This window comes from Oceanobacillus salinisoli (genome assembly GCF_009733865.1).
Lineage (GTDB): Bacteria > Bacillota > Bacilli > Bacillales > Amphibacillaceae > Oceanobacillus > Oceanobacillus salinisoli.
This window is the reverse complement of the sequence record NZ_WOFB01000028.1, coordinates 25,165-40,724: the sequence shown is the minus strand read 5'-3', so window position 1 is coordinate 40,724 and position 15,560 is coordinate 25,165. Positions and strand designations below refer to the sequence as shown.

At 38.5% G+C, this 15,560-nt stretch carries 11 protein-coding genes; 6 read left to right on the top strand and 5 right to left on the bottom strand.

The genetic code is table 11. The features are described 5' to 3' along the window. The first annotated feature begins 160 nt into the window (after positions 1 to 160). Genes glgB through GMJ66_RS17365 form a run of 5 tightly spaced genes read left to right on the top strand, consistent with a single transcriptional unit; the run spans position 161 to position 8,232 of the window. Positions 161 to 2,074 carry a 1,4-alpha-glucan branching protein GlgB gene (glgB, locus tag GMJ66_RS17385; protein ID WP_156291593.1) on the top strand — a complete coding sequence of 638 codons (1,914 nt, stop codon included), beginning with the start codon at positions 161 to 163 and terminating at the stop codon, positions 2,072 to 2,074. Further along, positions 2,071 to 3,228: a glucose-1-phosphate adenylyltransferase gene (locus GMJ66_RS17380; RefSeq protein ID WP_269321889.1), complete on the top strand. Its 1,158-nt coding sequence runs from the start codon at positions 2,071 to 2,073 to the stop codon at positions 3,226 to 3,228. Before glgB ends, GMJ66_RS17380 begins: the two co-directional genes overlap by 4 nt. Beyond that, complete coding sequence (gene glgD / locus GMJ66_RS17375; protein ID WP_156291592.1) at positions 3,228 to 4,334, top strand: glucose-1-phosphate adenylyltransferase subunit GlgD; 1,107 nt, start codon at positions 3,228 to 3,230, stop codon at positions 4,332 to 4,334. The genes GMJ66_RS17380 and glgD overlap by 1 nt, the downstream gene beginning before the upstream one ends. A 23-nt stretch (positions 4,335 to 4,357) precedes the next feature. Then, positions 4,358 to 5,788: a glycogen synthase GlgA gene (gene glgA / locus GMJ66_RS17370; RefSeq protein WP_156291591.1), complete on the top strand. Its 1,431-nt coding sequence runs from the start codon at positions 4,358 to 4,360 to the stop codon at positions 5,786 to 5,788. 14 nt (positions 5,789 to 5,802) lie between these two features. Beyond that, a complete protein-coding gene (locus tag GMJ66_RS17365) occupies positions 5,803 to 8,232 on the top strand; it encodes a glycogen/starch/alpha-glucan phosphorylase (protein ID WP_156291590.1) in 2,430 nt (809 codons plus the stop codon). Between the two features lie 394 nt (positions 8,233 to 8,626). Here GMJ66_RS17365 and GMJ66_RS17360 read toward each other — a convergent pair whose 3' ends face one another. After that, entirely contained in the window at positions 8,627 to 9,793 is a 1,167-nt protein-coding gene (locus tag GMJ66_RS17360) for a pyridoxal phosphate-dependent aminotransferase (protein ID WP_269321888.1), read from the bottom strand. Between the two features lie 416 nt (positions 9,794 to 10,209). On the opposite strand from GMJ66_RS17360, the gene brnQ reads away from it, so the two are divergent. Continuing rightward, the gene (gene brnQ, locus GMJ66_RS17355) at positions 10,210 to 11,568 is read left to right on the top strand and encodes a branched-chain amino acid transport system II carrier protein (RefSeq protein ID WP_156291588.1); all 1,359 of its coding nucleotides are present in this window, start codon (positions 10,210 to 10,212) and stop codon (positions 11,566 to 11,568) included. 290 nt (positions 11,569 to 11,858) lie between these two features. Here brnQ and GMJ66_RS17350 read toward each other — a convergent pair whose 3' ends face one another. The 4 genes from GMJ66_RS17350 to GMJ66_RS17335 all read right to left on the bottom strand — a co-directional run bounded on the left by GMJ66_RS17350 (position 11,859) and on the right by GMJ66_RS17335 (position 15,081). Further along, positions 11,859 to 12,512, bottom strand: a complete 654-nt coding sequence (locus GMJ66_RS17350; RefSeq protein ID WP_156291587.1) for a GntR family transcriptional regulator — start codon at positions 12,510 to 12,512, stop codon at positions 11,859 to 11,861. A 141-nt stretch (positions 12,513 to 12,653) separates the two neighbouring features. Further along, the gene (locus GMJ66_RS17345) at positions 12,654 to 13,220 is read right to left on the bottom strand and encodes a 5' nucleotidase, NT5C type (RefSeq protein ID WP_156291586.1); all 567 of its coding nucleotides are present in this window, start codon (positions 13,218 to 13,220) and stop codon (positions 12,654 to 12,656) included. Between the two features lie 15 nt (positions 13,221 to 13,235). After that, positions 13,236 to 14,327, bottom strand: a complete 1,092-nt coding sequence (ribD, locus tag GMJ66_RS17340) for a bifunctional diaminohydroxyphosphoribosylaminopyrimidine deaminase/5-amino-6-(5-phosphoribosylamino)uracil reductase RibD (RefSeq protein WP_156291585.1) — start codon at positions 14,325 to 14,327, stop codon at positions 13,236 to 13,238. Further along, positions 14,320 to 15,081, bottom strand: a complete 762-nt coding sequence (locus GMJ66_RS17335) for a GTP cyclohydrolase II (protein WP_156291584.1) — start codon at positions 15,079 to 15,081, stop codon at positions 14,320 to 14,322. The genes ribD and GMJ66_RS17335 overlap by 8 nt, the downstream gene beginning before the upstream one ends. Between the last annotated feature and the right edge of the window lie 479 nt (positions 15,082 to 15,560).

The following is a 15,560-nucleotide window of genomic DNA, read 5'->3' as shown; positions in this document are numbered from 1 at the left end:
AGCTATCTAAAATACTCCATCCAATGTCGAACGAATTTTCAGAAGATTCCTTGATGTGAACCAATATTCATCCTATAATTAGTTCTATATAAAAAGGTATTATCCACATTATTTTCGTTATGTGTCCTAGTTTATTAGTTAAGGGAGGGGTAATTGCTTCGTGAATTTTCATATTTCTGAACAGGATATCTACTTATTTCATCAGGGGACGAATTATCATTGCCATCAATTTCTGGGATGTCATCTCATCCAATGCGAAGGAAAGAAAGGTTTTCGTTTTGCTGTTTGGGCACCAAATGCGACTCGGATTGCTGTAGTGGGCGAATTTAATAATTGGAATGGTGATACCCATCTGCTGAAGCGAATCAGTAATGAGGGGGTTTGGGTCGGATTTTTTACGGACGTAACGTCAAATCAGACTTACAAATATCAAATCACTTCTTCGATTGGTGAAGTTCGAATGAAAGCAGACCCATATGCATTTCAGTCTGAGCTTCGACCAAGGACGGCTTCGTTAACACCAGAGCTTTCTACATATATATGGGGAGATCATAACTGGCTTGAAAATAAAAAGCAGTATAATCCTTATGCATCACCGATGTCGATTTACGAAGTTCATTTGGGCTCCTGGAAGAAAAAAGAGTCTGGGGAATTTTATACATATAAGGAAATAGCAAAGGAATTAATCCCATATGTGAAATCTCAAGGGTTTACACATATTGAATTATTGCCATTAGCTGAGCATCCATTTGACCTTTCTTGGGGATATCAAATTACCGGCTATTTTTCTGTGACAACCAGATATGGAAATCGGGACGAATTTAAATATTTTGTCGACCAATGCCATCAACACGAGATAGGGGTAATTATGGACTGGGTGCCAGGTCATTTTTGCAAGGACGATTTTGCACTTCGTAAGTTTGATGGCCAGCCCTTATATGAGTATACCGATCCGAAGAAAGCAGAGAAACATTCCTGGGGGACACTTAGTTTTGATTTTGGCCGCCCTGAGGTGCAAAGTTTTCTAATATCCAATGCCTTGTTTTGGTTGGAAGAGTATCATATAGACGGCATTCGAGTAGATGCGGTTGCAAGTATGCTGTATTTAAATTTTGATAGGCCGGATGAGGAAGAAAAAATCTATAACTCTTATGGTGGAGAAGAAAATCTGGAAGCGTATGCGTTTGTCCGCAAATTAAATGAAGTTGTCTTTTCCTACCAACCAAATACATTGATGATGGCCGAAGATAGCTCCGATCTTCCACTTGTTACCGCTCCAACCTATTCTGGCGGGCTTGGCTTTAATTTTAAATGGAACATGGGTTGGATGAATGACATGCTAAAGTATATGAAAAAGGATCCGATTCATCGAAAATGGCATCATAATCTATTAACCTTTTCATTCATGTATACATATTCCGAGAATTTCCTCCTGCCGCTTTCGCATGACGAAGTGGTTCATGGGAAAAAGTCTTTGCTTGATAAAATGCCGGGTGATCAGTGGCAGCAATTTGCCAATTTAAGGCTGCTTTATGGATATATGTTTTGCCACCCAGGTAAAAATTTATTATTTATGGGTGGGGAACTGGGACAATATGCAGAATGGAAGGATCAGGAACAGTTAGATTGGCATCTTTTGAATTATCCACTACACTATGGAATCTTCAACTATATAAAAGCACTCAACCACTTCTATTTAGAACATCCACAACTTTTTGAATTAGATCATGATCCTAGTGGTTTTGAATGGGTTGACCCACATAATATAGACCAAAGTATCATTGCTTTTAGAAGGAAATGTCATATTCAAAAAGAAGAACTCATCATTGTTTGTAATTTTACTCCAAACGTTTATTACAATTATAAGATAGGTGTTCCGGACCCCGGAGTATACGGGGAAGTCTTTAATTCAGATAAAAAAGAATATGGAGGTTCGGGGCAGATAAATAAGAAAGAACATTTTAGTTTTTCAGAAAAGTGGCATGGATTGCCACAGCATATAAAAATAAAAATACCACCATTAGCAATCACACTATTTAAGAAAATAAATAATGAGAAGGAGAGGGTAGTTTGAAAGAGTGTGTAGGGATGCTTTTAGCAGGGGGAGAAGGAAAACGTTTAGGTGCATTAACGCACCATATCGCAAAGCCAGCAGTACCATTTGGTGGAAAGTATCGAATTATTGATTTTACGTTAAGTAATTGTTCCAATTCAAACATTCAAACATTGGGAGTATTAACCCAATATTCTCCACTTGAGCTGAACAAACATATTGGTAACGGCAAACCGTGGGATATGGACCGGAGAAATGGCGGTGTCATTCTGTTGTCCCCGTATACGGCGAAAACCGGTGGGGATTGGTACTCTGGTACAGCCGATGCCATTTATCAAAATATCCACTTTATCAATCAATATAACCCAAAATACGTTTTAGTCATATCAGGGGACCATATTTACCAGATGGATTATCAAAAACTGCTTGCCCAACATAAAGAAACCAATGCAGATGCTACCATTTCTGTTATAGAAGTTCCGTGGGAAGAAGCATCACGCTTTGGAATTTTGAACACCACGGACAATTTAAGAATCTATGAATTTGAAGAAAAACCAGCTCAGCCGCAAAATAATCTAGCATCCATGGGTATCTATATGTTTACTTGGGAAACGTTGAAAGCGTATTTAATGAAAGATTCGAGGCAAAAAAATTCCAGCCATGACTTCGGTAAGGATATCATTCCTAAAATGCTGCAGGATAATAAACGTCTTTATGCTTATCAATTTCAAGGATATTGGAAGGATGTTGGTACCGTTCAAAGCTATTGGGAAGCAAATATGGATTTATTAGATGAGGAAGATTGGGGCCTTGCCTTAAACAATCAAAATTGGCGAATCTACACCAAAGATTCCAACTTTCCACCACAGTTTATTGGAGGAAACGCCGTGGTGAATCATTCCATGGTTAACTCCGGCTGTTTTGTGTACGGGAAGGTTGATAGCTCGGTTCTATTTACCAATGTTAGAGTGGAAGAAGGCTGTACAATTAAGCAATCCATTATTCACCCTGGAGTGAATGTAGGAAGAAACTCCAATCTGGAGCGCGTCATCGTTATGGAAAATACGGAAATCCCTGAGGGAACGAATATTAGAGCGGGTGAAAAGGAAGAGCCTGTCGTTATCAATCAGGATATATTAGATGGGATGCTGGCAATGACAGGAGGGGGAAAGTAATGGAAACGATGATGGGATTAATCAATTTGGAGCATGAGCATCACGTTTTTAATGAATTAACTTACTTTCGCAATCATGCCTCCATTCCGTTAGCTGGACGTTATCGAATGATTGATTTTGCACTATCCAATATGGTTAATTCTGATATTCAAGAGGTAGCCATTTTTACAAGGTCCAAATATCGTTCCCTATTAGATCATTTAGGAACCGGAGAAAATTGGGATCTGGACAGGAGGAATGGTGGTCTGTATATTTTGCCTCCAGATTGGAATGACCCAACAGATGTTTCAAAAGGCGATTTGCGCTTTTTTCATAACAATAGAGACTATTTTAATCGCGGGAAATCAGAATATGTCTTAATTAGCGGAAGTCAATTTATCGCAAATACCCATTATCAAGATGCCTTTCGGTCCCATGTCGACCGAGGGGCGGATGTCACATTGATTTCCACCATGGCGGAAAAATTAGAGGATGAGCATACACCATATTTTCGTATACAGGCAGATGATCTTGGATGGGTGCAAAACATTACAAATGAGCGGAATAATCCAATGGTTTTTACAGGAACATACATCATTAATAAATCACTGTTAATGGAACTGGTAGATGATTGTATTGCCTATAATCATGATTATTTCTTTGTTCACGGAATTAAAGACAGGCTCTCTGAATTGAGGGTACAGATGTATCGGCATAAGGGTTATAGTGCTTTCATTAATTCTATTGAAAGTTTTTATCGCCATAATATGAACTTGCTAACAGAAGAAAACTATCTTGAATTGTTTTATAAACCGACGTTTGTCAGAACAAAGGTTTCTAATAATCCACCTGTCAATTATCGTCAGCCTTCCACGGTTAAACAGTCCATCCTGGCAAATGGCTGTTACATTGAAGGAGAAGTGGAAGGCAGTGTTTTGTTTCGCGAAGTTATGGTAAATGAGGGGACAAAAATAAAGAACTCCATCATTATGCAGCGCTGTAAAATTGAAGAGGATGTTTATTTGGAAAACGTCATTTTGGATAAGGACGTACATGTAACGAAAGGCCAGCGAATCATTGGTTCAAAAGACAAGCCATATGTAGTTGCCAAAAGGCGGGAAATTTAAATAGAAGAAAGGGAAGATATCAAATGGAGAACGTATTGTTTGTTGCTTCGGAATCCACACCTTTCATAAAAACGGGAGGACTTGCAGATGTGATAGGTTCCCTTCCACAGGCACTAAAGCAGTATGAACAGCTGGAAGTACGCGTTATTTTACCATTATATGATGAGATACCTGATGAATGGAAAGAGCAAATGGAATATGTAACAACATTTGATGTACCGTTCGGCTGGCGTAATCAGGAAGCAACGGTTTATACTTTAAAGCATAATCAGGTTATTTATTATTTTTTGGCAAATGACTATTATTTCACTAGAAAAGGAATATATGGTTATTATGATGATGGCGAACGGTTTGTGTATTTTAGTCATGCGGTGCTTGAATTTTTAGTGCATGGTGATTTTAAACCGGATATTCTCCATGCTCATGACTGGCAGGCTGCTATGGCAGTGGTTCTAGCGAATATTCGTAAACCTGTTGATCAAATGAAGACGGTCTTTACTATTCATAATATTAAGTATCAGGGTGTCATGCCGATTGATATTTTTGAAGATTTCTTCAATTTGGATAGGGAACATATTGGTGGGCTGGAGTGGAATGGAATGCTGAATTGCCTAAAAGGAGCTTTGTTTCACGCTGATAAAATTACGACCGTCAGTCCATCCTATGCGGAAGAGATTAAGTACCCTTATTACAGTGAAGGACTTCATCCGATGCTCATCGAAAGAGAGCAGGATTTAGTTGGGATAATAAATGGAATTGATACAAAAGAGTATAATCCACTAACTGATCCATATCTTGCCGTTAATTATCGTTCGGCACGTTCCAAAAAAATTGAGAATAGATTGGCACTTGGAGAAGAATTAGGATTTGAAATGGATTTAGATCAGCCATTGTACGTAATTATTACGAGATTGGTCGAGCAAAAAGGATTACATTTAGTACAGCACATTTTTGAGGAATTTTTACAAGAGGATGTTCAGTTCATCACTTTAGGTACTGGTGAACAGGAATTTGAACATTATTTTTCTGATATAGCTTCCCGGTATCCAAATAAGGTCGCAGCTTTATTAACTTTTGATGAGGGGTTAGCTAGGAAATTATACGCCAGTGCAGATTTTTTCCTTATGCCTTCTAAATTCGAACCTTGTGGTTTAGCCCAATTAATTGCACTGCAGTATAAAACAGTCCCAATTGTACGGGAAACCGGTGGATTAAAGGATACGGTGTTATCCTATAATGAATTAACGGGAGAAGGAAACGGATTTAGCTTCACCAATTATAATGCCCATGACCTGTTAAATACATTAAATTACACCCTAAAGATTTATCATGACTCGGATCAGTGGCAGCAGCTAATCCGTAATGTCAACAAGAGTCAGTTTAGCTGGAAAGAATCTGCTTTGGAATACGGTAGGTTATATGAACAATTAGTACCAACCCCAATATACGGATAAGGAGAGATGGTTCCTTGCCACAGTTAACGGCTAATCACTTAAAGGATAGATTGGTAAAAAGGTTAATTATTGATAGAGGTATCGAAGTGAGTGACGCAACGAATAAAGACATGTATTATGCACTTTCCTATATTGTGAATGATGAAATTATGCCAAATTGGTTTAAAACGAATAAAAGCTATGGAGAAAAACAGGCAAAGCAAGTCTACTATTTATCGATGGAGTTTCTCATTGGAAGACTATTGGAAAGTAACCTTCTGAACTGTGGAATGCTTGATGTGGCGAAGGAAGCATTGGAGGAGCTTGGGTTTCACTCGGAGTTTGTATTTGCAGAAGAACGGGATGCAGGGTTGGGAAATGGGGGGTTAGGACGATTGGCTGCTTGTTTCCTGGATTCCCTTGCATCCTTGCATTATCCTGGCCACGGTTATGGGATACGTTACCGGTATGGTTTATTTGAACAGCGAATCATTCATGGTAATCAGGTAGAGCTCCCCGATTATTGGTTAAAAGATTCATATCCCTGGGAAACAAGGAAGGAAGAAGAGGCTGTCGTCATTCAATTTCATGGGAAAGTACATATGTTTAAACGAAATGATGGTTCACTAGAATTCAAATATGAAAATACCGATAAAGTCCTGGCGGTACCTTATGATATTCCTGTTGTTGGTTATAAAAATGAGGTGGTGAACACACTTCGTTTATGGAGCGCAGAACCTGTACTTGAACAAAACGCTGAAGCAATGGAGGAAAATAGGGAATTTTACCGTGACCTTGACCATCAGCATTCGATTGAACAAATATCCGGGTTCCTCTATCCAGATGATTCCAATTATGAGGGAAAGGAATTGCGTTTAAAGCAGCAATACTTTCTCGTTTCCTCCAGTATTCAAAATATCCTGAAGAAATTTAAAAAGGGCCATCGACTTCCTGTTAGCAGGCTTTCAGAGAAAGTCGTCATTCAGATTAATGATACCCACCCAAGCCTTGCTATTCCGGAGATGATGCGAATCTTGATGGATGAGGAAAGGCTGGACTGGGATACTGCCTGGGAAGTAACCACAAAAGTCTTTGCCTACACGAATCATACTACCTTAAGTGAAGCGTTGGAAACATGGCCGCAAGAAATGTTACAGAACTTGCTGCCAAGGATTTATATGATTATTGATGAGATTAATGAACGTTTTTGTAAATCAATTTGGTTCAATTATGAGGAACTCAGAGATAAAATTCCCGAACTTGCCATTATTGCTCACGGACGCGTTCACATGGCGAGGCTAGCTATTGTTGGGAGTTTCAGTGTGAATGGTGTGGCACGGATTCATACTGAAATCTTAAAAAAGAAAGAAATGAGGGATTTTTATTCGCTTTTTCCAGAGAAGTTTAATAATAAGACGAATGGAATTACACATCGGCGCTGGCTTCTGCAAGCGAATCCCAAATTAGCAGATGTGATAACGGAAGTAATTGGCCCACAATGGATTAAGCGCCCTAAACAACTAATCAGTCTATTGAAGTATTCCAATGATAAAGCATTACTGGAAAAGTTTAATCGAGTGAAACATGAAAATAAAAAAGCACTGGCAAACTACATCCATCAACATACTGGGATATTGGTAGACGATCAATCCATATTTGATGTACAAATCAAACGACTTCATGAATATAAACGGCAATTGCTTAATATTTTTCATGTGATTTATTTATATAATGAATTGAAGGAAAATCCAAACCAGGATATGACACCACATACGTTTATTTTTGGGGCAAAAGCCGCACCCAGCTATTATGTGGCTAAAGAAGTTATTAAACTCATTAATACGGTCGCTTCAATCGTAAATTACGATAAGGATATTCAAGGAAAGTTAAAAGTCATCTTTCTGGAAAATTATAATGTAAGTCTTGCTGAAAAAATCATTCCGGCTGCTGATATAAGTGAGCAGATTTCAACGGCAAGCAAGGAAGCATCTGGAACAGGAAACATGAAGATGATGATGAATGGAGCAATAACACTTGGTACGATGGACGGTGCGAATATTGAGATTCATGACTTAGTCGGAGACAGTAATATCTTTATTTTTGGATTAACAGCAGATGAAGTGCTTCATTACTATCAAAACGGGGGGTACAATGCACGGGATATTTATAATACCGATGACCGGGTGAAACGGATATTGGATCAGTTAAACCAGGGAGAATTTGGGAAGCATGATATTGAATTTAAGGATATATTTTATAACATTCTCTATCATAATGATCCATATTTTGTATTAAAAGATTTCGAACCATATTTGGAGACGCATGAACTGGCAGAACGGGCTTACAGGGACCGGTTAACATGGCTGAATATGAGTGTCACCAATATTGCTTACTCAGGCAAGTTCTCCAGTGATCAAACAATTCGTGAGTATGCGACAGATATTTGGAAGATTAAGCAGGTTTGAAAGAGACCCTTTAGTAATAAGGTTAGAACAACGAGAAATACACACGTTATTGATGATGGAAAAATAACGTGTGTATTTTTACTTTTTTATTAGAGTTAGACCATGAAGTGCTTCCTTTTAAATCAAGGGCGGAAAAGTCAAAACGTGCGAGTCCAAACCCAAATTGAGCAACAACAGCAAAGTCAAAACGTGCGAGCCCAGCCCTAATTCGAGCGGCAGCAAAGTCAAAACGCGCGAGCCCAGTCCCAATTCGAGCGGTAGCAAAATCAAAACGCGCGTGCCCAGACTTAAATCAAGCCGCAGCAAAATCAAAACGCGCAAACCCAAACCAAAATCAAACAACAGTCGAGCACAAACATACAAGTTACCCAATCAACCTGTCATTACACATAAATCACGAAAAAATCTCTAGCTTTTCTATTCTTCTAATTGCTTCTTTCAATCGCTCTTCTTCTACTAATAATCCGATACGTACATAGCCTTCCCCATGCTTACCGAATCCATTTCCAGGTGCAACGGCGACATCCGCTTCCTCCAGCAGCAAGTCAGAAAAAGATTCGCTGCTGTATCCGTTTGGGACAGGCAGCCAAGCAAAGAAGGACCCTTTTGGTGTTTCAGCATCCCAGCCTATACGTTTGCATTCTAGATGCAAGGTGTTGCGTCTGTTTTCATATAGCTCTACCAGTTCCTCTACACAGGTTTGTTCGCTTGTTAATGCTGAGACCGCTGCCTCCTGGACAGCAGGGAATAGACTAACGAACAAATGGTCTTGCAGCAAGTTGATGGCTTCGATCATTTTCTTATTTCCAACGGCAAAGCCAACCCGCCAGCCAGCCATATTATACGTTTTCGACAAAGTATACAACTCTACCCCAACATCCTTGGCTCCTTCTGATTGAAGGAAACTTATCGGTTTTTCTCCGTCGAAACCGATTGCCCCATAAGCAAAGTCATGAACTATTCCAATATCATATTGTTTTGCTAAGGCTACTGTTTCCTGGAAAAATTCCCCAGTTGCAGTCGCCCCTGTCGGATTGTTAGGATAGTTTAAATAGAGCAGCTTGGCATTTTCTTTCTGCTCTTCTGTTAAATTTTTATAATCGGGTAGGAAATGATTGCTTTTTGTTAGTGGTATGGTATCATATTTAACGTTTGCTAGACTGACACCAGATAAATAATCAGGATAACCTGGATCAGGGAGCAGCATTAATTCCCCTTCGTTCATCAGAGTAAGGGGCAGTTCAACTAACCCGATTTTTGTACCAAATAGAATAGCGACTTCTGTGTTAGGGTCTATATCAACTTCGTATTCCCGCTTATAAAATTCTGCAGCGGCCTTTTTAAACTTATAAGTTCCACTAAATGGAGAATACTTATGATTATTGGGGTCTTCAGCGGCTTCCTGTAGTGCCTTGACAATATGAGGTGGAGTTGGCTGGTCTGGATTTCCTTGACCCAAATTAATCACATCACGACCTTCACTAACCGCAGCAGCTACTTTTTGGACGAGGGAAGCGAAAAATTGTGTTGGCAATTGTTGTAGACGGTTTGATAATTCCATATTTATTCATACCTCTTTTTTTTAAGTACGTGTAAGATAAATCTTATAATGTTTTCTTAAATATGTCTACAGAAATTTGTATAAAATAGGGTCAGTTTAAAATAGTCTAATTAATGACTTTTTCCGAAAATTATTAAATAATTTTGTCGAAATATATTGCATTTTGCCGAATGAGGTAGTATGATAGATTGCATCCGATATATTGCATATGAATTTTATCACGTGATTAACTGGCTGTAAGACCCTTAACGAGGAGAATTCTAAATGCCTCAAGAATTATAAGTGGGGGGCGGGCAGCCAGTAAACTCCTGATTCGTTCATCTAACAATCAGTGGGGAGTAAACACAACTCATTGATTGAAGGTGCACTTTATCAACTTAAAAACAATAGAAATATATACTAAGGGGGAAATTATAATGAATGAGAAGCTACCATTTACTTCTTATTTAGCAATTGGATTTATGTTATTTGCATTATTCTTTGGAGCGGGAAACTTAATTTTCCCAGCACAGCTTGGTCAATATGCAGGTACAAACCTTGGACCAGCAGCAATTGGGTTTTTAATTACGGGGGTTGGCTTGCCGCTTTTAGGTATTTTGGCAATGGCGTTCTCCGGGTCCAGTAACTTGCAGGAGCTTGCAGGTAGAGTTCATCCGGCTTACGGAGTATTCTTTACTGCATTATTATATTTAACGATTGGACCATTTTTTGCTGCACCTCGTACTGGAACGGTTGCATTCGAAGTTGGTATTGCACCATTTGTAAATGAGGGATCTCAACAAACGGCATTACTAATGTTTACGATAATATTCTTTGCAGTAGCACTTATATTTTCACTCTATCCCGCAAAAATTGTAGATATGGTTGGAAAAATGTTAGCGCCTGTTCTTGTCGTTTTAATAGCAATTTTATTGATTACGGCATTTGTAAATCCGATGGGGGCTATTCAATCACCTGAGGAATCCTATGCAACTGGTGGATTTGTAACAGGATTTTTAGAAGGATACAACACGATGGATGCACTAGCATCCTTAGTATTTGCAATTATTGTAATTAATGTCGTTCGGTCAATGGGAATCACTTCAAAAAGTGAAATTCTCTCTGCTACAGCAAAATCAGGTGTTATTGCCATTACACTCTTAGGACTTATTTATGTAGGTATTGCTTATTTAGGTGCAACAAGTACAAATGTCTTAGGTCTTTTTGAGACAGGTGGTCCGGTACTAAGTGGAGCCGCAACGTACTACTTCGGAACATTTGGTTCCATTCTTTTAGCCGTATTAATCACATTGGCATGTTTGACGACAGCTATCGGGTTAATTACAGCGAATGCGGAGTATTTCCATACACTACTTCCGAACATCAGCTATAAAGCGTTAGTAGTATTCTTTACTGCTTTAACATTTATTATTGCAAACTTTGGTTTAGCGAACATTATTGCATTCTCTATTCCTGTATTAATGTTCCTTTATCCATTGGCTATTGTACTAATGCTATTGGCATTTCTTTCACCATTATTTAATCATGCGCGTATCGTATATTTATCAACTATTTCAGTAACCTTCCTCATCAGTATTTTTGATGGATTAAAGTCACTTTGTGATTCACTTGGTATCGACTATTTTAGTTGGATGGTACCGGTTTTAAACTTCTATGAAAATGTATTGCCATTATACAATGAGGGATTGGGCTGGTTAGTACCAGCAGTTGTTGTAATATTAATCACAGGTATTATTGCACGTATTCAAAAAGTATCAGCTACACAAGAAGCGTAAAAATAAAAAAACCGTCTTTCCTTTAATCGGGAGAGCCGGTTTTTTTACACGTAAAATGTATTCAGTTTTTTGTTAAAGATTGGGGCCGCAGTTACTCGCCCTTCCATGAAAAAGAAATCTCTTCTTCTACATGCGATTTAATGTTGTCCAAGCCTTATTTGTCCTGTAGATACTCAGACAAGCGCATTCGTCGTAGCTAAAATTAACGTCCCAAGTTCTCAAGTATATGTAAAAACGAACACATTCGCTATAAAGTGGGCGAATGTGTTCGTTTTGCTAAAAAGCGCTGATCACACACCAGGAAATAATTCGATGGTTCGAAGCCAATTATCCTTCATTGTTGCAGTTAAAGTGTCTACATCTTCCTTTTTCAACAGGTCGATGATTTTTGCGTGGTCTATAATGGAATGTTCAGTTAGAATAATGGAATTGTGGAAGAATAATCTTCTAACGTGCGCCTGCAGAGATTCTATAATACTTTTGATATATTTATTGTTAGCGGTATCAACAATAATGTCATGGAACTTTTCATCAATTTTTAAAGCGGAATAGTAATTTTCTGAACGAATTGCCTCTTCAAATCGATTATTTGTATTTTCCAGCAATGCAATGGTTTCATCATTTAAGTTCTGTATAGCAAGTTCTGCTGATAATGCTTGTAATACTGCCAATGGGGGTAAAAGTTCTTTAATGGAACTTCTCTCCACTTCTGTTACTTGTGTTGCTTTTCCAGGATACATTTTAACAAAACCCTGTGCTTCAAGAAGCTGCAGGGACTCACGTACTGGTGTTCTGCTGACACCTAAAGCCTGAGCAAGTTCTGTATCATTTATTTTTTCACCTGGGAGTAACGTCCCGTCTATAATCCATTGCTGGAGTTGATTAAATGCACTATCCTTAGCGGATTGTCGAGCTGGTTTTTCATGATTTGTTGGTATAGGCATAATCTATTACCTCCCAGAAAGTATTTAGCCTAATCCCTATTATACTATAAAATGAAAGGTAATGTAATATGCAATATATTTGTTTGTGATTTGTGTAAAAAAGCTACGTAAGTAATTCAGTGGAGCCTTGTAATAACGACATTACAAATCAATCATATGGAGAAAATCATTCCAATCCATTATTCGGGTGAAATCCTTCATCTGCTGATTGTATGGTTGGTCCTTGATAAGTAACATTGGCTTTTCATTGTGTAATGTCTGAAGAACTGTTGGTTTATCATCTACATAATAATCAAGGTGAAGTTCTTTAATGATATGTACTTTTTCATCATCTTTCATTCCGTAGAAGAAACGATCGTCATGAACTGGAAAACCTTGTTCTTTTAGCCATTCCCTTGTTCTTTGACCGTGTTCCTTTGGTCTGGCAGTAATATAGTATATCTCATGTCCTTGCTGATCAAGCTTTTGTAAAGTTTCCAGTGCGCCGTTGAAGGGAGGGCAATCTGTATAATAAATTTCTTCTAAGGAGCTATTCCACATTTGATTGCCTTCCTCATCAGTTAAGCCAAATGGTTCATGTATTTCTACTTTGTCGATATTTTTAAAAATGGATAAGTCCAGGTTCTTCTTTAATTTTTTATTATAAATGTGAAATGCATGTTCCCTTAGATTAATTAACGTATCATCAATATCAAAACCAAATTTCATGTTGTCATCCCTCAATTATTTATATTTTGGATAACCAATAAATTTAAAATCGTTCCCAATAGGTTTGATGTCGGTATTGGTTAATTCAATGGCATTTTGCATTTCATCAATACCCGTACCTTCGAGAAAGGTTGGTGCATCTTTTCCGCCGACGAGCTTTGGTGCAAAGTAAAGGATTATTTTATCAATAAGTTCTTCCTTTAGGAAAGCTGCATTGATATTGCCACCGCCCTCAATAATTAGAGAAGAAACGCCTTCTTTCCCAAGTGTATCGACGACTTCTACAGGATTTACAGTTGTTTCAGAATTCGTTACAAAGACGTTTATTCCTAATTCTTCGAGCTTGGTACGCTTGTCTGAATCGTGATTTTTACTCGTAAAAATCCATGTAGGAGCCTGTTGGTCGGTAACAACCTGGTAATTTAAAGGGAGTTTTAATGTTGAATCCATGATGACACGAATTGGGCTTCTACCATTTGGAATTCTTGATGTTAGTGCAGGGTTGTCCTTTAATGCGGTGTTAATCCCTACTAAAATAGCCATATTTTCACTTCTAAGCTGATGGACATCCTGTCTCGCTTCCTCTGATGTAATCCATTTGCTGCTGTACGTATGGGTGGCAACTTTGCCGTCCAATGTAATTCCAGCTTTTAAAGTAATGAACGGCTTCTGATCGGTTATAAATTTATTAAATACTTCATTCATTTGGGTTGCCTCTTGCTCACGAATCCCAATTACAACTTCTAATCCTGCTTCTCTTAGGATTTTTACACCGTTTCCTGCTACAACTGGATTTGGATCTAAAGCAGCAATGACTACTTTTTTAATACCTGCTTCCACAATAGCAACCGCACACGGTCCTGTCCGGCCGTGATGGGAGCACGGTTCTAGTGTCACATAAATCGTTCCACCTCTTGCCTTTTCCCCAGCCATTCTTAATGCATGGATTTCCGCGTGTGGTTCACCTGCTTTCAAATGCGTACCAACACCTACAATTCGGTTGTCATTCACAATAACGGAACCAACTAGTGGGTTCGGGTCGGTTTGACCTTTCATCGCTTTAGCATTGTTTAATGCCAAGTCCATGTAAAATTCGTGATTAATCATTGGAACAAGTCCCCTCGTCATCACGCATATGTCCGGACTTTGCGATTTTTGTCTCTAAGTATTTTTTGTTATACTCGGAAATATCCCCCCATAAAGGTACCCTTCCGGAAATGTATAATCCGGCATTTTTCAATGCTTCCAGTTTTTTGGGATTGTTTGTAATCAATGTGACAGGTTTAACACGTAATGCTTTTAAAACCAGGATGGCATCATCATAGTTTCTTGAATCATTGACAAAGCCTAAGCTTTCATTTGCCTCCACTGTATCATAACCGTTTTCCTGGAGAACATATGCCATAGCTTTAGAGAATAAACCAATACCACGGCCTTCGTGATTGGCTAAATAAAATAATGCGCCGACACCATGCTCCGTAATTTTTTTCATGGATTGTTTTAATTGGTACCCGCAATCACAGCGCTTACTGCCAAAAATATCTCCTGTATGGCAAATGGAATGCATTCGGATAAGGGCATCATCACCATGCTCGAAATCACCATAAACTAGCACACTGGATTGCTGATATTCTGCAAGATTGGATGAGGATAATTTTTCGATAATACGCTCATAGTCTTCTGTGACCTCATCGTAATTCAACCAGCAATACCATTTGAATTCAACGGTTTCTCCATCTAAGTTTACTGGAAGTCGAATGGGACCAACTAGATATATGGCACGATCCTGTTCTGTTTGGATCATTTGTATTTTATCTTTTAAAACAGAAAAAACTTTTGATTCAAGTTTCATTTGTTCCATAGTATAAACTCCTCTCTATTACTACTTTTCCTTAGTATAGATAAAAATACGGTTTTCATCAATTTTATTTTCTCGGTACATTAGAAAGTACAGGGCTCTTCTTTGCATAAGATAACGAAAGATAGCGATAAAGGCTAGGTGATAGCTACGTTTGCAACGATTTGCTGTTTTTTTACTTATGGCTCTTTTCGCAAATTTTGTTGTTATGGAGTATATATAAACTCCTGCCTAACTTTAAATGAAGTTGGAGCATCAACTTACCGCTACGGAAATACACTACGCGCACCTTATGACGGCTGGTGAGCCTCCTCGTGCGGTCTTCTTTAGGGGTCTCACCGATGCCTCTTTTCCCGCAGGACAAGGAGGCTTCGGCAGCGTTACATTGCACGCAGAAAAAGCTCTTTTCTTTTTCAAGGAGTCTCCGTGTATTTCCTTCGCTGGTTTTGAGGTTTTCAACTTTCTACCTGAGTGCTTCTAAC

Bases quoted from the DNA above. Each gene is read 5' to 3' on its own strand.
- glgD (WP_156291592.1), top strand. From the start codon at position 3,228: ATGGAAACGATGATGGGATTAATCAATTTGGAGCATGAGCATCACGTT.
- glgA (WP_156291591.1), top strand. From the start codon at position 4,358: ATGGAGAACGTATTGTTTGTTGCTTCGGAATCCACACCTTTCATAAAA.
- GMJ66_RS17360 (WP_269321888.1), bottom strand. From the start codon at position 9,793: ATGGAATTATCAAACCGTCTACAACAATTGCCAACACAATTTTTCGCT.
- brnQ (WP_156291588.1), top strand. From the start codon at position 10,210: ATGAATGAGAAGCTACCATTTACTTCTTATTTAGCAATTGGATTTATG.
- GMJ66_RS17350 (WP_156291587.1), bottom strand. From the start codon at position 12,512: ATGCCTATACCAACAAATCATGAAAAACCAGCTCGACAATCCGCTAAG.
- GMJ66_RS17345 (WP_156291586.1), bottom strand. From the start codon at position 13,220: ATGAAATTTGGTTTTGATATTGATGATACGTTAATTAATCTAAGGGAA.
- ribD (WP_156291585.1), bottom strand. From the start codon at position 14,327: ATGATTAATCACGAATTTTACATGGACTTGGCATTAAACAATGCTAAA.
- GMJ66_RS17335 (WP_156291584.1), bottom strand. From the start codon at position 15,081: ATGGAACAAATGAAACTTGAATCAAAAGTTTTTTCTGTTTTAAAAGAT.